This is a genomic window from Glacieibacterium sp. (genome assembly GCF_965200405.1).
Taxonomy (GTDB): Bacteria; Pseudomonadota; Alphaproteobacteria; order Sphingomonadales; family Sphingomonadaceae; genus Glacieibacterium.
The window spans coordinates 753,586-768,931 of sequence record NZ_OZ241356.1 but is presented as its reverse complement, the minus strand read 5'-3'; the positions used below and the strand labels follow the sequence as shown (position 1 = coordinate 768,931).

17 protein-coding genes are annotated in these 15,346 nt (G+C 65.7%); 9 read left to right on the top strand and 8 right to left on the bottom strand.

Annotated elements, in window-relative coordinates; genetic code table 11:
* Positions 1-17: 17 nt before the first annotated feature.
* From ACOFKW_RS03455 to ACOFKW_RS03440, 4 genes are read left to right on the top strand one after another with little or no spacing between them, the layout of a single operon-like run.
* Positions 18-941: a bifunctional riboflavin kinase/FAD synthetase gene (locus ACOFKW_RS03455; protein WP_419815960.1), complete on the top strand. Its 924-nt coding sequence runs from the start codon at positions 18-20 to the stop codon at positions 939-941.
* A gap of 12 nt (positions 942-953) precedes the next feature.
* On the top strand, positions 954-3,860 hold the full coding sequence (gene ileS / locus ACOFKW_RS03450) for an isoleucine--tRNA ligase (RefSeq protein WP_419815959.1): 2,907 nt from the start codon (positions 954-956) through the stop codon (positions 3,858-3,860).
* Positions 3,857-4,345 carry a signal peptidase II gene (gene lspA / locus ACOFKW_RS03445; RefSeq protein ID WP_419815958.1) on the top strand — a complete coding sequence of 163 codons (489 nt, stop codon included), beginning with the start codon at positions 3,857-3,859 and terminating at the stop codon, positions 4,343-4,345. The genes ileS and lspA overlap by 4 nt, the downstream gene beginning before the upstream one ends.
* Entirely contained in the window at positions 4,342-4,773 is a 432-nt protein-coding gene (locus ACOFKW_RS03440; protein ID WP_419815957.1) for a DUF3035 domain-containing protein, read from the top strand. The genes lspA and ACOFKW_RS03440 overlap by 4 nt, the downstream gene beginning before the upstream one ends.
* A gap of 34 nt (positions 4,774-4,807) precedes the next feature.
* On the opposite strand, the gene ACOFKW_RS03435 is transcribed toward ACOFKW_RS03440, so the two are convergent.
* Positions 4,808-6,409, bottom strand: coding sequence for a helicase HerA-like domain-containing protein (locus ACOFKW_RS03435; protein ID WP_419815956.1), 1,602 nt, complete (start codon positions 6,407-6,409; stop codon positions 4,808-4,810).
* 103 nt (positions 6,410-6,512) lie between these two features.
* Here ACOFKW_RS03435 and ACOFKW_RS03430 point away from each other — a divergent pair, with 103 nt between their 5' ends.
* Entirely contained in the window at positions 6,513-6,920 is a 408-nt protein-coding gene (locus ACOFKW_RS03430) for a hypothetical protein (RefSeq protein ID WP_419815955.1), read from the top strand.
* 40 nt (positions 6,921-6,960) lie between these two features.
* Here the strand turns inward: ACOFKW_RS03430 and ACOFKW_RS03425 are convergent, their stop codons facing one another.
* From ACOFKW_RS03425 to hflK, 3 genes are all read right to left on the bottom strand, one after another.
* A complete protein-coding gene (locus ACOFKW_RS03425) occupies positions 6,961-8,586 on the bottom strand; it encodes a Do family serine endopeptidase (RefSeq protein ID WP_419815954.1) in 1,626 nt (541 codons plus the stop codon).
* Between the two features lie 99 nt (positions 8,587-8,685).
* Positions 8,686-9,531 (bottom strand): protease modulator HflC, encoded by an 846-nt coding sequence (hflC, locus tag ACOFKW_RS03420; RefSeq protein ID WP_419815953.1) that lies wholly within the window; start codon positions 9,529-9,531, stop codon positions 8,686-8,688.
* Positions 9,532-9,545: 14 nt separating this feature from the next.
* Positions 9,546-10,688, bottom strand: a complete 1,143-nt coding sequence (hflK, locus tag ACOFKW_RS03415) for an FtsH protease activity modulator HflK (RefSeq protein WP_419815952.1) — start codon at positions 10,686-10,688, stop codon at positions 9,546-9,548.
* Positions 10,689-10,794: 106 nt separating this feature from the next.
* Here hflK and ACOFKW_RS03410 point away from each other — a divergent pair, with 106 nt between their 5' ends.
* Complete coding sequence (locus ACOFKW_RS03410) at positions 10,795-11,811, top strand: P-loop NTPase (RefSeq protein ID WP_419815951.1); 1,017 nt, start codon at positions 10,795-10,797, stop codon at positions 11,809-11,811.
* A gap of 18 nt (positions 11,812-11,829) precedes the next feature.
* Positions 11,830-12,270: a CoA-binding protein gene (locus ACOFKW_RS03405; RefSeq protein ID WP_419815950.1), complete on the top strand. Its 441-nt coding sequence runs from the start codon at positions 11,830-11,832 to the stop codon at positions 12,268-12,270.
* A gap of 152 nt (positions 12,271-12,422) precedes the next feature.
* Here the strand turns inward: ACOFKW_RS03405 and ACOFKW_RS03400 are convergent, their stop codons facing one another.
* Complete coding sequence (locus ACOFKW_RS03400) at positions 12,423-12,833, bottom strand: VOC family protein (RefSeq protein ID WP_419815949.1); 411 nt, start codon at positions 12,831-12,833, stop codon at positions 12,423-12,425.
* Between the two features lie 158 nt (positions 12,834-12,991).
* Here ACOFKW_RS03400 and ACOFKW_RS03395 point away from each other — a divergent pair, with 158 nt between their 5' ends.
* Positions 12,992-13,471, top strand: coding sequence for an Hsp20 family protein (locus tag ACOFKW_RS03395; RefSeq protein WP_419815948.1), 480 nt, complete (start codon positions 12,992-12,994; stop codon positions 13,469-13,471).
* Positions 13,472-13,516: 45 nt separating this feature from the next.
* On the opposite strand, the gene ACOFKW_RS03390 is transcribed toward ACOFKW_RS03395, so the two are convergent.
* Complete coding sequence (locus ACOFKW_RS03390; protein WP_419815947.1) at positions 13,517-14,080, bottom strand: tetratricopeptide repeat protein; 564 nt, start codon at positions 14,078-14,080, stop codon at positions 13,517-13,519.
* 65 nt (positions 14,081-14,145) lie between these two features.
* The gene (locus tag ACOFKW_RS03385) at positions 14,146-14,343 is read right to left on the bottom strand and encodes a YdcH family protein (protein WP_419815946.1); all 198 of its coding nucleotides are present in this window, start codon (positions 14,341-14,343) and stop codon (positions 14,146-14,148) included.
* Between the two features lie 204 nt (positions 14,344-14,547).
* On the opposite strand from ACOFKW_RS03385, the gene ACOFKW_RS03380 reads away from it, so the two are divergent.
* Positions 14,548-14,706 carry a YdcH family protein gene (locus ACOFKW_RS03380; RefSeq protein WP_419815945.1) on the top strand — a complete coding sequence of 53 codons (159 nt, stop codon included), beginning with the start codon at positions 14,548-14,550 and terminating at the stop codon, positions 14,704-14,706.
* Between the two features lie 22 nt (positions 14,707-14,728).
* Here the strand turns inward: ACOFKW_RS03380 and dksA are convergent, their stop codons facing one another.
* A complete protein-coding gene (dksA, locus tag ACOFKW_RS03375) occupies positions 14,729-15,217 on the bottom strand; it encodes an RNA polymerase-binding protein DksA (protein WP_419815944.1) in 489 nt (162 codons plus the stop codon).
* Positions 15,218-15,346: the final 129 nt, after the last annotated feature.

Here is a 15,346-nt window from a genome sequence, read left to right as displayed (position 1 = left end):
TCGCTACAGGCTTCTACATGGAGCGTATCATCGGCCGGGGCGCAGTGCCCGATCATCTGCGCGGCGGCGTCGTAGCGCTGGGCAATTTCGACGGCTTTCACGCCGGCCACCAGGCGGTCGTCGGGCGTGCGCTCGCCCGGGCGCGAGCCGAGGGTCGCCCGGCGTTGGTCGCGACTTTCGACCCGCATCCCGCGCGGCTGTTCCGCCCCGATGCGCCGCCGTTCGCACTGACCACCATCCCGCAACGGCTCGACCTGTTCGAGGCGTTCGGCATCGACGGCGCGGTGGTGCTGCCCTTCGACCATGCGCTGGCGAACGAGACCGCCGAAGGCTTTGCCGCGAACTGGCTGGCGGCACGGATCGGCGCTGGCGTCGTCGTCAGCGGCAACGATTTCACCTTCGGCAAGGGCCGCACCGGCGACGTTGCCGGGCTGGCGCGGCTGGGCCAGGTGCACGGCTTTGCGGCCGAAGTCGTCGCGCCGGTCAGCGATGCGGGGGGCACGATCTCCTCCAGTCGCGTCCGCGAGGCTCTGACCAATGCCGATCCCGTCACCGCCGCGACGCTGCTGACCCGGCCATTCACGATACGCGGTGTCGTCGAGCATGGCGCCAAGCTCGGGCGGCAGCTTGGCTTCCCGACCGCCAACATCGACCTTGGCGCCTATCTGCGGCCGAGCTACGGCGTCTATGCGGTGCGTGTCCGTCGCGCCGATGGCAGCCTGTACGACGGCGTCGCCAACCTCGGGTTGCGGCCGATGATAGAGCCCCCCAAGGAGCTGCTCGAGGCCTGGCTGTTCGACTTCGACGGCGACCTTTACGACGAGGTATTGGATGTCGAGCTGGTTGCCTTCCTGCGGCCCGAGATGAAGCTGGCCGACCTCGAAGCGTTGAAGACTCAAGTTGCAGCCGATGCGCTGGCGGCGAAGGCCGTGCTGGGCTAGACGCTGCCCGCCATGACCGAACACGATTACCGCTCCACCGTCTTCCTGCCGAAGACCGACTTTCCGATGAAGGCCGGGCTGGCGGCGAAGGAACCTGCGATCCTCGACCGCTGGCGGGACGAGCGGCTGTACGACCGGCTGCGTGCCGAGCGGGCCGGGCGCAAGCGCTTCATCCTCCACGACGGCCCGCCCTACGCCAATGGCGACATTCACATGGGCCATGCGATGAACAAGGTCCTGAAGGACGTCATCGTACGGTCGCGCTCGATGCTCGGCTTCGATGCGCCGTACGTGCCCGGCTGGGACTGCCACGGCCTGCCGATCGAGTGGAAGGTCGAGGAGAAGTACCGGGCGAAGAAGCTCGACAAGGACGCCGTCCCCAAGCCCGAGTTCCGCGCCGAATGCCGCGCCTATGCCGCCGACTGGGTCGGCAAGCAGCGCGTCCAGTTCGAGCGCCTCGGCGTCATGGGCGACTGGGACCAGCCGTACCTGACCATGGACTTCGCATCGGAGGCGACGATCGTCTCCGAACTGCTAAAGTTCGCCTCGTCGGGGCAACTGTACCGCGGCGCCAAGCCGGTGATGTGGTCGCCGGTCGAGAAGACGGCCTTGGCCGAGGCCGAGGTCGAGTATGCGGACATCGTCAGCACGCAGATCGACGTCGCGTTCGAGATCGTCGAGAGCGCGATTCCAGAGCTGGTTGGCGCGTACGCGGTGATCTGGACGACGACGCCATGGACGATCCCGGTGAACCAGGCTTTGGCTTATGGGCCAGAGATCGGATATGCTTTGGTCCGACTTATTGGTGGGGTGACAACCTCCGACATCCCAGGCGACTGGGGGAACGATCTATTTTCGCGGAATCTTCTGATTGCTGAACCGCTAATCACCGCCTTTTACGGCCGGCGCAAAGTAACGGGCTTGAAGCTGGACTATCTCTGGCGCGGCAAAGGTTCCGACCTCGTTGGCACCGTCGCCCGTCACCCAATGCACGCACTCGGTGGCTTCTTCGCCCGCCCGCGGCCGTTCCTGGCCGGGGACTTCGTCACCACCGAACAGGGCACCGGCCTCGTCCATATGTCGCCGGACCATGGCGAGGACGACTTCATCCTGTGCAAGGCGAACGGGCTGGAGCCGGTGTTCGCGGTCGAGGGCGACGGCAAGTACCGCGCCGACTGGGGCTGGCTCGGCGGGCAGGGCAGCGTCATCAACGCCAAGTTCAACGCGCCCGATGGCCCGATCTGCAACGACTTGCGCGAAGTCGGCGGCCTGCTGGCGGCGAGCGCCGACTATGCGCACAGCTATCCGCACTCGTGGCGCTCGCATGCAAAGCTGATCTTCCGCGCGACGCCGCAGTGGTTCATCCCGATGGACAGTGCCTCGACCCTGACCGCGGCGGCTCAGGCCGAGACTGATGACAGCGGCGCCCCCCTTGCCATCCAGCGTGGCGAGAACAGTAACGGCGCCACCTTGCGCGAGGTCGCTCTCGACGCCATAGAGCGCACCCGCTGGGTGCCGGCCCGGTCGCAGAACCGCATCCGCGCCATGGTCGAGGGCCGCCCCGACTGGGTGATCTCGCGCCAGCGGGCGTGGGGCGTGCCGATCACGCTGTTCGTCGACCGTCGCACCGGCGACTACCTCCGCGACGACGCCGTCAATGCGCGCATCGTCGAGGCGGTCACCGCCCAGGGCGCCGACGCCTGGTGGGCGACCGACCCGGCTGTGTTTCTCGGCGCTGGCCGCGACCCCGATAATTACGAGCGCGTCGACGACATCCTCGACGTGTGGTTCGACAGCGGCTCGACCCATGCCTTCGTCGTCGAGGCACGCTACGGCATCGGCACCCGCGCCGACCTGTACGTCGAAGGCTCCGACCAGCATCGCGGCTGGTTCCAGTCGTCGCTGCTGGAGAGCGCCGGGACCCGCGGCCGGGCACCCTATGACGCGGTCCTGACCCACGGCTTCGCCCTCGATGCGCAGGGCAAGAAAATGTCGAAGTCGGAGGGCAACACCACCGATCCGCTCAAGGTCGTCGCCGACAGCGGTGCCGATATCCTGCGGTTGTGGGTCGTCTCCACCGGCTATTTCGACGACGTCAAGATCGGCAAGGAGGTCCTTGCCGGCCAGTCCGATGCGTACCGCAAGTTGCGCAACACCTTCCGCTATCTGCTTGGCGCGCTGGATGGCTGGAGCGAAGCGGAGCGCGTGCCGCACGCCGAGATGCCGGAGCTGGAGCGCTGGGTCCTGCACCGTGTCGCCGAGCTCGACGTCGAACTGCGCCGGCACATCGACGGCTTCGACTTCGGGCCGATGATGGTGGCGCTCAACGGCTTCGCCAACCAGGACCTGTCGGCGTTCCTGTTCGATATCCGCAAGGACAGCCTGTACTGCGACGCGCCCGGCAGCCTCAAGCGTCGCGCCTATCGCACCGTCCTCGACACGCTGTTCCATGTGCTGGTCAAGTGGCTGGCGCCGGTGCTGGTGTTCACCTGCGAGGAGGCGTGGGCGACGCGCTTTCCAGACGCGGGCTCCATCCATCTCGGCGAATGGCCGGTGGTGCCTGTGGAATGGCGCGACGACGAGCTTGGTGACAAATGGGCGAAGCTGCGCATCCTCCGCTCGCTGGCGACGCAGGCGATCGAGCCGCTACGCAAGGACAAGGTCGTCGGCACCAGCCTGCAGGCCGAACTCGACGTCCGCGCCGGGCCGGAGGAAGCCGCGTTGCTCGGCTCGGTACACTTCGCCGAACTGGCGATCAGCGCCCAGGTGACGGTCGATATCGTGCCCGGCGACACGTCGGTGTTCGAAGTCGCGGTGCGCCCGACCGAGTTGGCGCGTTGCGAGCGTTGCTGGCGCCACCTGCCCGACGTCGTCGAAGACAGCGGGCTGTGCGAACGCTGCACGGAGGTGGTCGTGTGAGGAAGATCGGCTATTCCCTCGCGCTGGCGGTGTTCGTCATCGACCAGCTGGTCAAATACTGGATCGTCAACGTCGTCCAGCTCCAGCAGCACGGCTGGGTCGAGGTCGCGCCGTTCCTGACGCTGACCTGGGTTGCCAACATCGGCGTTTCGCTTGGCCTGTTCCCCGCCAGCGGCTCGGCGATGCGCTGGGTGCTGGTGGCCGGGACCGGGGCGATCGCGGCGCTGGTCGCGGTGTGGATCGCGCGCGAGAAGGTGCAGTCGGACATCATTGCGCTCGGGCTGGTGCTCGGCGGCGCGCTCGGGAACATCGTAGACCGGGTACGGCTCGGCTATGTCGTCGACTTCATTCACGTCTCGTACGGCTGGTTCGACTTTAAATATGTCTTCAATGTCGCCGATGCGGCTATAAGCGTCGGTGTAGTCTTGCTGCTGGTGCGCGCGATGTTCGTGCGGGCGCCACGCGCGCATGAGGAGTTGCCATGAAGTTCGCTGTTGCTGCCGCTGCCCTGTTGTCCGTCGTTGCGCTCAGCGCCTGCGGCAAGGGCGGACTGGCCAATCGTGGTGCGCCGGACGAGTTCGCGATCAGCCGCAACGCGCCGCTAGTCATGCCACCAGACTTCGCATTGACGCCGCCGCGCCCCGGCGAGCCGCGCCCGCTGACCCAAGACAGCAGCCAGACCCAGGCCGCGCAGGCATTGTTCGGTCCCGGCGTCAGGGTCCCGCCGAAGTCGGCGAGCGAGCTGAATATCCTCGACAAGGCCGGCGCGACCAAGCCCGATCCGGCGATTCGCTCCAACGCTGGCGATCCGAAGACGCCGACGGTCGACAAGGGCGCGTTCCTGAAGGAGCTGATGGGCGCACCCGTCGGCACCGCCAACGCGCAAACGGCGCAGGTCACCATCGGCAGCTGATCTTCCTGCCCTCCCCCGCTTCGGGGGAGGGACCTTATTTGAAAAACGAACCCAGGATCCCGCGCAACAGGCTACTGCCGACGTTGCCCGCGATCTGGCCTCCCGCCTTGCCGCCGAGCGAACGGCCCAGCCCACTGGCCATCTGGCGGCCGATCGAACTCGCCGCCGAACGCGCGACGCTCTCCATGATCTTTGACGTTTCCGACTGTGGCTGCGGCTTTGCGGCGGCGCGGGCTTGCGCGGCCTGTGCCTTGGCCATGTCGGCATCGGCCTTGGCCTGGGCCTTGGCGGCGACCGCCGCGGCCTTCTCCTGTGTCGTCCGTGCGGCGTCGGCATCGGCCTGCGCCTGCGCGGCGGCAGACTTCGCGTTGAGGAGCTCGTAGGCGCTCTCGCGGTCCACGACGGTCTCGTACTTGCCTGCGATCACCGACGTGTCGATCATCACCTTACGCTCCGCCGCAGTGATCGGTCCGACACGCGAGCGGGGCGGCGCGATCAGGGTGCGCTCGACGGGTGAGGGCGAGCCATCGTCCTGCAGCAGCGAAACCAGCGCCTCGCCGACCTTCAGCTCGGTGATCGCCGTGACGACATTGACCTTGGGATTGGCGCGGAAGGTGTCGGCGGCGGCGCGAATAGCCTTCTGGTCGTTGGCGGTAAAGGCCCGCAGCGCATGCTGCACGCGGTTACCAAGCTGGCCGGCAACGCTTTCTGGAATATCGATCGGGTTCTGGCTGATGAAATAGACGCCGCAGCCCTTGGAGCGGATCAGACGGACGACCTGCTCGATCTTGTCGAGCAGCGCCTTGGGAGCCTCGTCGAACAGCAGGTGCGCCTCGTCGAAGAAGAACACCAGCTTGGGCTTTGGCAGGTCGCCAACCTCGGGCAGCGTCTCAAACAGCTCGCTCAGCAACCACAGCAGGAAGGTCGCGTACAGTCGTGGCGACTGCATCAGCTTGTCGGCCGCCAGGATGTTGACCTGCCCGCGACCGCTGTCGTCGATGACTATGAAGTCCTGGATGTCGAGCGCCGGTTCGCCGAAGAAATGCGATGCACCCTGCGATTCGAGCTGGAGCAGCTGGCGTTGGATGGTGCCGACCGAGGCGCGGGTGACGTTGCCGTATTTCGCGGCCAGTTCCTGGGCATTGTCGGCGCACCACGCCAGCAACGCCTGCAGGTCCTTCATGTCGAGGATCAGCAGGCCGTTCTCGTCGGCGTATTTGAAAGCGACGGCGAGGACACCCTCCTGCGTCTCGTTGAGCCCCATTAGGCGCGCGAGCAGCAAGGGACCCATCTCGGATACGGTCGTGCGGATCGGGTGGCCCTGCTCGCCGAACAGGTCCCAGAACACCACGGGATTGTCGGCGAAGCTATAGCCTTCGACCCCGATCTCGGCGGCGCGCTTGACCGTCCATTCGGCCGCAGCGCTGCCGATCATCGACATGCCGGCGATGTCGCCCTTCACGTCCGCCAGGAATACCGGCACGCCGTCGCGGCTGAAGCCTTCGGCAAGGGTCTGCAGCGTGACCGTCTTGCCGGTGCCGGTAGCGCCGGCGATCAGTCCGTGGCGGTTGGCGCGGCGTAGGACGAGAGCTTGCGGATGCTCGTCGCCCTTGCCGATGAAGATGCTGTCCGCCATGCCGCTCTCCCCGATGTGTGTGCCTGAACTAGCTTGTTTTCGCGCGGGGTTGAAGCGTCACGAGAGTTCGTTACGCTGGCATTTCGATAATCAGGGGGATAGAATGATCCGGATCTTGCTCGCGACGACGCTGCTCGGGGTGGGGACGGCGGCGTGCGCGATACCATCGACATGCGATGGCCAGCTGGTCGGCATGCGCGTGTCGAAGCTCAAGCCCGGCGGCAGCATGGCAGGCTTTGCCGACGCGGTGCGCGCCAATCAGGCCTGGTATGCCTCGCACGGCATGAAGGACGACCGGATCACCAGCGCGCCGGTCTTCGAGACGGTCGACAAGACGATGAAGCCGTCGGTGACCAGCATCGTCAGCCTGCACGTTTACGGCGCCGGAAGCACCGAAACCTTCAAGCGCGATGCGGCATGGGATGCCTTCGTCGCCAAGTACAAGGCGAACGCGTCGATTCAGAGCGAGACGCGGATGTGCCTGCCCAAGGGCACGCTCGCGTTGCGGTAAACGGATCCTCCCCCCTGCGAGGGGGGAGGATCTACGTGCGCTACTTCGCGGGCGTGCTTTGCAGCTTGATACCGATGTAGCGGGCCGGCGTGGCGCCGCGCTGGACCAGCATCAGGACCGTGTCGCGACCGGCCTTGCGGGCGACATCGACGGCGGCAGCGGCGGCGGCCGGGGTCGGCGTCGGCAGCTGGTTGATCTGCACGATAACGTCACCGCGCTGCAGGCCCTCCGAAGCGGCGTCGCTCGACTGGCTGACGCTGGCGATGACGACGCCCTGCACGGTTGCGGGGAGCTTAAGCTGCTGGCGCACTTCCGGCGTCAGCGGCGTCAGCGTGATACCCAGGCTCTGCCGGGTCGCGTTCGACGTCGGCGCCGCGGGAGCATCGCTGTCGTCGCCGTCGTCGCTGTCGCCCTTGGTGATACCCTGGACGATGGCCTCCGACGGACGTTGGACGATCTTGGCGGTAACGGTAACGCGCTTGCCGCCGCGGATCAGCTCGATCGGGACATCGCTGTTGATCGGCTGGTTGGCGACGATGAAGCTCAGCGTGTTGTCGAAGGTAACGTCCTGCCCGGCGATGCGGACGATGACGTCGCCCTGGCGAACGCCGGCGCGGTAGGCCGGGCCGGTGGGCTCGACATTGGCGACGATCTCGCCGCGATCCTTAGGCAGGCCAAGACCGGCAGCGATGTCGCTGGTCAGCGGCTGGATCTGGACGCCGAGGTAACCACGCTTGACGTTGCCGCCACCGCGCAACTGGTCGATGACCGGCTGAGCGCTCTCGGCGGGGATGGCAAAGCCAAGGCCGACGTTGCCGCCGGTCGGCGAGAAGATCGCGGTATTGATGCCGATGACGTTGCCTTCGATGTCGAACAGCGGGCCGCCCGAGTTACCTTGGTTGATCGAGGCGTCGGTCTGGATGTAGCGATCGTACTGGCCCGAACCGATGTTGCGGTGAAGCGCCGAGACGATGCCCGCAGTAACCGTGCCGCCGAGGCCGAACGGATTACCGATGGCAATCGCCCAGTCGCCGACGCGGACACCCTTGCTGTTGCCGAACTTGACGTATGGCAGGTTGACCGCATCGATCTTCAGGAGCGCGAGATCGGACAGCGGATCGCGGCCGATGACCCGGGCCTTGAACTCGCGGCGATCGGCAAGGGTAACGGTGATGGTGTCGACACTGACCTTGGCATCGCCGCCGCGCGGATCACCACCGGAGATGACGTGGTTGTTGGTGACGATATAGCCAGCGGGATCGACGATGAAGCCCGAACCCAGCGACGTCGATTCGCGGGTTACCGGCTCACCGGAATCACCCTGCTGCTCCTGGAAGCGGCGGAACAGTTCCTCCAGCGGATTGCCCGAGCCGCTGCCACCCGGCGCAGTGCCGAAACCGCGGGGGTTCTTGTTGACCTCGACCTTCTGCGTCGTCGAGACATTGACCACCGCCGGCGACAGCTTGGCTGTCAAGTCAGCGAAGCTATGCGGCGCACCACCCGGACCATCGTTGCGCATCACCGGCGCAGTGGCGTTCTGCGGCGGCGGTGCGGCTGAGGGCGGGGTGGCGATCTGGGCGCCAGCCGACCCGAACAGCGCAACTGCGCCACCCGCAATCAACAGGCCAGGCAGTGCAGCGGTAATCAGGCTTCGGGCAATACGCACGCTTGGGAGACCTTTCGGCGAGGATACAGGATACGCAATGTTGGATCGCGCCTTAACGGTGCATTTATATCACAGGCAAGAAATTTCGACTGGGACAGATCACCGCGCCGGCTTGCGACCTTCGAACTCGCGCATGAACTCGTTGCCGGTCGACAGGACCATCGTCGTGCTGCTGTCCTTGAACGTCTTCCGATACGCGTCCATCGCCCGGTAGAAGGCATAAAAGTCCGGATCCTTGCCGAAGCTCGCAGCATAGATCTGCGCGGCCTGGGCCTCTGCCGCAGCACGAATCAGCTGGGCCTGCTTGTCGCCCTGGGCGCGGATATTGAGCGCTTCCTGCTCACGCGCCGAGCGCATGCGCGAATAAGCGGAATCGAGTGGCGCGCCTGTCGGCAGGTCGGCGCGCTTGATCCGCACGTCGAGGATCTCGGCACCGTATTGGCGTGCCTGGCGGTTCACGCTCTGCTGAATATCCTCCATCAACTCCGAACGCTCCGGGCTGAGCAGCGCAGCGAACGGCTGCTTGCCGAGCTCGTTGCGAAGCCGCGAGCCAAGAATGCGCGCGAGCGCCTCGGCAACGCGATCCTCGGTGCCGACGGTCTGGATCATCCGCAGCGGATCGACGATCCGGAAGCGCGCGAACGCATCGACCACCAGCCGAAGCTGATCGGTCGACAGCACCGTCTGCTCGGGCATGTCGAGGTCGAGGACACGCTTGTCGACGAAGCGCACGGTCTCGACGAACGGCCATTTCGCCACCAGGCCGGCGTCGGTCCGGCCGAAGCTCGCGCGCGGGTCATAGGCGTTGACGATGCGAACCGGCCGGTCGAGACGAAGGACAACCGCCTGCCGGGTCTCCGGCACGGTGTACAAGGTCGACATGCCGATCACGACAAGTGCGAAGGCGAGGATCGCCCAGACGATCGGGTTACGCGTGAGGTTCATGGTCTGCCGATCAATCAGCGGCTGGGGGTCGTAGCGGCAGGATCCTCGACGGGAACCGCTCGCTTGCGAAGTTCCTGCAGCGGCAAATAGGCCTGCACGCCGCCGGGCTCGACGAAGGTCTTGTCGACCTTGCCCAGTACCGACTCCATGGTTTCCAGATAGATTCGCTTGCGCGTCACCTCCGGTGCCAGCTTGTACTGGGCATAGACCGCATCGAACTGAGCGGCGGCACCCTGGCTGACGGCGGCCAGCTGCGAGGCATAGCCGCGGGAGTTGTTCAGCGCCTGCTGCGCATATTGCTGGGCCGCCGAGACGCTCTTGAACGCCTCGTCGACGGCGGCGGGCGGGTCGGCCTGCTTGATGTCGACGCCGCGTACCTCGATGCCGCCGCGATAGCTGTCGAGCAGGTCCTGCATGCGCTCGCGGACCTGGTCGGCGATCTGGGCGCGCTGCGGGCCGATCGCGGCGTTGAGCGTCGTATGACCGATCTCGGCACGCATCGCGGACTCGGCGACCTCGCGGATGGTCTGCTCGGGCTCGGCGAGTTCGAACAGGAAGAGCTCGGGGTTCTTGATCTTCCAGCGCACCGCATAGGCGATGTCGATGATGTTCTGGTCACCCGTCAGCATCAGATTCTCGGCCGAACCATCGGTGCCGCCAATGTCGACCGAGCGAATTTGCTCGACCGGCGGCTTGATCACCGTGTCGATCGGCGAGGGCAGCTTGAAATGAAAGCCCGGGTCGGTGGTCTCGACATAGCGACCGAAGCGCATCACTACGCCGCGCTCCTGCGGATCGACGCGGTAGGTCGAGGTCAGCACCACCCACAGGCCGAGGACCGCCGCGATGCCCAGCGACCACATACGGTTGGAGGGCATGAAGCCGCCGCCACCGCCGCCGTTGCCGCCCGGGAGCGAGCCACGCAGCTTTTCCTGGCTGCGGCGAATGAAAGCGTCGAAGTCGGTGACGTTGCCACGGTTCGGGCCACGATTGGGCCGGCGCGGCGGTCCTTCGCCCCAAGGGCTTTTCGGTGGGCCGCCGCTGCCGCCGGAACCCTTGCCGCCGTCGCCAGAGCCGCCACCGGCACCACCACCGGAGCCGCCCCAGGGGCCTCCACCGCCGGCACCGCCGCTGTCATTGTTGTTCTGCCAGGGCATCAGGATTCCTGCGGTGGGTAGCATGGTGCTTGTTATATACGACGCCCCGCGCAATTTGCGAGATGGCTCCGAAATGTCACGACGCCGCGCCTATAGAGGAAATTGAATGCCCGATCGGGAAGAAGTTGGCGCGGCACTGGCGGGGATCGCCGATCCCTCCGGCGGCGGCAGCGTGTTGGAGACCGGTCGCGCCGGTGGCTTGCGGCTGAAGGACGGTGTTGCCGGGCTGGTGCTGTCGGTCGATGGCCTGACGCAGGATGTTGCCGAGCGCCTGCGTGCCGAGGTCGAGGTGGCGCTGCGCCGGGTGCCGCGCGTCACCGGCGTTCGCATCATCCTGACCGCCGACAAGGCCGCGGCGCCCGCCGGGGTCGCGGTTGCGCAGGACAGTGCGGTGCCCGGCATTCGGCGGCTGGTCGCGGTGGCCAGCGGCAAGGGCGGTGTCGGCAAGTCGACGGTGGCCGCCAATCTCGCGGTGGCACTGGCGAAGCGTGGGCTCGCGGTCGGGTTGCTCGATGCGGATATCTACGGGCCTTCGGTCCCGACGCTCCTCGGCATCCCCGGCCGCGCCCAGCTGGAGGACGGCAAGCTGCTGCCGATGACGGCGCACGGCATCAAGGCGCTGTCGATCGGCATGATGATGGCGACCGACAAGGCGGTGATCTGGCGCGGGCCGATGGCCGCCTCGGCGATGATGCAGATGATCGAACAGGCCAATTGGGGCGTTCTCGACATACTGGTCATCGACCTGCCGCCCGGCACCGGCGACATTCAGCTGACCATGGCGCAAAAGCTCAAGCCCAGCGGCGCAGTGGTCGTGTCGACGCCGCAGGATCTTGCACTGATCGATGCGCGTCGCGCCATCGCGATGTTCAATGAGGTCAAGGTGCCGGTGCTCGGCATGGTCGAGAACATGAGCACGTTCGTATGCCCGCATTGCGGTGAGCGCAGCGACATCTTCGGGCATGGCGGCGCGGCGGCCCTGGGGGAGGGGCTCGGCGTGCCCTTCCTTGGCGCGGTGCCGCTGACCATGACATTGCGCCTGGCGTCCGATGCCGGGCAGCCCGGCAGTGCGCCGGAGTTCGCCGGGATCGCGGAACGCGTCGCCATCGGCCTGGGTTTGTGACGTGAAGAGGATTGTTCGATGCCGCTGACCACCGACGACGAGATCCGCGACCTGCTGAATGGTGCCCGCACCATCGCGATGGTCGGGGCGTCCGATTCGCCCAACCGCGCCAGCTGGGGCGTCATGGCGGCATTGCAGGAGCATGGCTACCGCGTCATCCCCGTCAATCCGCGCATCACCGGCGAGCATGTCCACGGCGAGTTTGTCTGGCGCGAGCTGAGCCAGATCGGCGATCAGATCGATATCGTCGATATCTTTCGCCGCTCCGAGGATGTCGGCCCGATCGTCGACGACGCGATCACGGTGGGTGCCAAGGCGATCTGGATGCAGCTCGGCGTGATCAACCCGGAAGCGGCGGCAAAGGCCGAAGCCGCCGGGCTCAAGGTGGTGATGGACCGTTGCCCCAAGATCGAGATGCGGCGGCTTGGGTTGGCGAAGATCGTGCCGGACGCGTCCTAACTGAAGCTATCACGTGTCTAGCTGAAGCTATAACCGTCATCCCGGCGCATGCCGGGACCCATTAGTCACGCTAATGGGGGTGGCAGGCCTCCCGACCACCGCCTCGCCGAATGGGTCCCGGCATGCGCCGGGATGACCAGGAAGAAGCGAATCTACTTCGCGAACAGCTGCCCGATGTCCGCAAATGCCTTGAACTCAAGCGCGTTGCCCGCCGGATCGTGCAGGAACATCGTCGCCTGCTCGCCCGGCAGCCCCGGGAAGCGGATGTGCGGTTCGATCACGAATGCGGTGCCGGCGGCCTGCAAACGATCGCGCAGCGCCTCCCATTCCGGCAGGTCGAGCACCAGGCCGAAGTGCGGCACCGGCACGTCATGGCCGTCGACCGGATTGCTGGACCGGGCGCCGCGCGGGGCGAGGTGCGCCACCAGCTGGTGGCCGTGAAAGTCGAAGTCGATCCACTCGTCGGAAGATCGGCCCTCCGGACAACCGATGACGCCACCGTAGAAGGCGCGTGCAGCAGCCAGGTCGTCGACGGGAAAGGCGAGATGGAACAGCGGTGTCATGGCGTTTGATTACGTCGCGCCTGCACCGCCCGCAACCGCCTCTTGAAGCCCTGCAAACGCTTCCTAGATTCCGTATCGTTCGGGTTGCCTTTGGGACCCGGATCGGCCTCCGGCCTTGATGGCGGAGGTCAAGTCATTGCTTTGAAAGGATGATAGACATGCGTGCATTCGATATTTCCCCGCTGCTCCGTGCCTCGGTCGGTTATGAGAACCTCAACCGGCTGGTCGATTTCGCCAACCGTGGCGACAGTGCCGACAGCGGCTACCCGCCCTATAACATCGAGAAGGTCGGCGATGGTGCCTACCGTATCACCATGGCAGCCGCCGGCTTTTCCCAGGACGAGCTTGACCTGACCGTTCAGGAGAACACGCTGATCGTCACCGGCAAGGCTGCCGACGAAGCCAATGAGGCCGAGCGCACCTTCCTGCACCGCGGCATCGCCAAGCGCGCTTTCGAGCGCCGCTTCCAGCTTGCCGATACCATCAAGGTGACCGGTGCCGGCTTCGAGAACGGCTTGCTGACGGTATCGCTGGTTCGCGAGATCCCTGAGCACAAGAAGCCCCGCAAGGTCGAGATCGGCGCTCCGCTTGCCGCCAATTCCGGCGTCATCGAGGGCCAGAAGCTCGCTGCCGAGTAAATAGCCCGATTGTCCCGGCCCTCCTCATCGGGGGCCGGGTACGTCTCAGGCCGCCAAGCCGGCGGACCTGCGCTGCACGGAAAAGCGCTGGAGCTGGGAGATCGGTTCGGCCCAGCCCGGCTTCAGCGCCGCGGCGCGCGAATAATCCTCATAGGCGTTGCGCATCTCGCCGATCTGCTCGTTGGCGATGCCGCGCACGTAATAGGCGACCTCAGGCTGTTCGGGGCTGCGCTCGATCCCCTGGGTCAGCAACTGGATCGCATCATGGTCGCGACCACCGAGGTGGAAGACCGCGATACCCTTGTTGATATAGGCCTCGGCCGTCTCGGGCCGCGCCCGGATAGCCGCGTCGAAATCGGCAATAGCACCCACCAATTCGTTGCTCTGCATCCGCACGATGCCGCGATTGACGAACGTTGCGGCGCGTTCCTGATGGCTTTGCGCCTCCAGTTCGATCGCCTTGTTACAGGCCTCGAGACCACCACGACCGCCGTGGCCGAGCCGTGCTGCGATGTAGCAGTCATGGCCATAACCACTGCCGATGATTGCCGCAGATGCAGCCGCCGGCCCCGCCGCACACAGCAGCAGGACCGTCAATATCGCCTTCATGTCTACCTCCCCAGGAAGAACGGGGAGACCCTAGCACATCGCGGCGCGGATACTCACAGCGAACGTCAGGCGATGATGTCGGGGATCAGCATGTCCTGGCAGTGCGCGATGTCGTCGCGCAACCGCAGCTTGCGCTTTTTCAGGCGAGCCAGCTGGATCTGGTCATGACCGACCCGGGCGCGCAATGCATCGATGGCAACATCCAGATCGCGGTGCTCGTGCGTCAGCGCTTCGAGGCGCGCTTGCAGTTCAACGCTGTCCACTCGCCGCCCCGCTTCGATTGCCCCGCGAGTCGTTAGCACGGCGGTAACCGGCAGACCAACGACGATACTGCATATGGGGTATGCGCGCAGCCTGTCCGGCTAAAGCTGGGGTTCGTCGTGCCGCTGAAAAATCAATCAAGACAAGGCAGCTAGGCTGTGTTCTGTTCGTTCAAGCCGAAGCCGTTAAGCAAGGGATTTCCACCAATGCCCAATGGACATTTCGCCTCGCTCGCCGCCCGTCACGCGCTGCTCGATACGTCGTTAAGCCAGGAAGGGCAGCGTCCGCTGCCGGACAGCGCCCGCATTGCCGAACTGAAGCGCGAGAAGCTTCGCCTCAAGGAAGAGATGTCCCGCCAGCACTAGGCGAGGGCCGGCGCGCGAGGCGCTATTCCTCGCGCGTCACCTTCTCCAGCCGCTCATGCCGCTCCTGCGCTTCCAACGTCATCGTCGCGATGGCGCGGGCTTCCAGGCGCTGCAGCGAGATCGGCTCGCCGGTGACTTCGCAATAGCCATACTCGCCAGTCTCGATCCGCCGCAGGGCAGCGTCGATCTTGGAGGTCAGCTTGCGCTGCCGATCTCTGGTACGCAGCTCGATCGACCAGTCGGTCTCGCTCGATGCGCGATCGTTGACATCGGGTTCGCGCAGCGATTCTGACTGGAGGGTCGCGAGTGTCTCCTTAGTCTCGCGGTGAATCTCGTCCTTCCACGCGAGCAGCTTCGCGCGAAAATATGCGAGCTGTCGTGGATTCATGAAGCTTTCATCGGCCGATGGCCGATAGTCCTGGGGTAACCGCACCCCGGCGACGACTGAAACCTCGCCTTCATCGATAGCAGAATTTTCGCTCGCCGCGTTCAGCACCGCCGTTGCCGACATTCGCGCCACTCCCGACCCTTTCGCCGGCGATGATCGCCGACGAGACCACCGGCGAAGCCGCCGGCTTTGCTAACGCCACCGTAACTTTCATTACGGCAGGCCAGCCCCCAATCGGGCCTATAGCGAGTG

Coding starts and splice junctions, on each gene's coding strand:
- ACOFKW_RS03455 (WP_419815960.1), top strand. CDS start 18: ATGGAGCGTATCATCGGCCGGGGCGCAGTGCCCGATCATCTGCGCGGC.
- ileS (WP_419815959.1), top strand. CDS start 954: ATGACCGAACACGATTACCGCTCCACCGTCTTCCTGCCGAAGACCGAC.
- ACOFKW_RS03440 (WP_419815957.1), top strand. CDS start 4,342: ATGAAGTTCGCTGTTGCTGCCGCTGCCCTGTTGTCCGTCGTTGCGCTC.
- ACOFKW_RS03435 (WP_419815956.1), bottom strand. CDS start 6,409: ATGGCGGACAGCATCTTCATCGGCAAGGGCGACGAGCATCCGCAAGCT.
- ACOFKW_RS03430 (WP_419815955.1), top strand. CDS start 6,513: ATGATCCGGATCTTGCTCGCGACGACGCTGCTCGGGGTGGGGACGGCG.
- hflC (WP_419815953.1), bottom strand. CDS start 9,531: ATGAACCTCACGCGTAACCCGATCGTCTGGGCGATCCTCGCCTTCGCA.
- hflK (WP_419815952.1), bottom strand. CDS start 10,688: ATGCCCTGGCAGAACAACAATGACAGCGGCGGTGCCGGCGGTGGAGGC.
- ACOFKW_RS03410 (WP_419815951.1), top strand. CDS start 10,795: ATGCCCGATCGGGAAGAAGTTGGCGCGGCACTGGCGGGGATCGCCGAT.
- ACOFKW_RS03405 (WP_419815950.1), top strand. CDS start 11,830: ATGCCGCTGACCACCGACGACGAGATCCGCGACCTGCTGAATGGTGCC.
- ACOFKW_RS03400 (WP_419815949.1), bottom strand. CDS start 12,833: ATGACACCGCTGTTCCATCTCGCCTTTCCCGTCGACGACCTGGCTGCT.
- ACOFKW_RS03395 (WP_419815948.1), top strand. CDS start 12,992: ATGCGTGCATTCGATATTTCCCCGCTGCTCCGTGCCTCGGTCGGTTAT.
- ACOFKW_RS03390 (WP_419815947.1), bottom strand. CDS start 14,080: ATGAAGGCGATATTGACGGTCCTGCTGCTGTGTGCGGCGGGGCCGGCG.
- ACOFKW_RS03380 (WP_419815945.1), top strand. CDS start 14,548: ATGCCCAATGGACATTTCGCCTCGCTCGCCGCCCGTCACGCGCTGCTC.
- dksA (WP_419815944.1), bottom strand. CDS start 15,217: ATGTCGGCAACGGCGGTGCTGAACGCGGCGAGCGAAAATTCTGCTATC.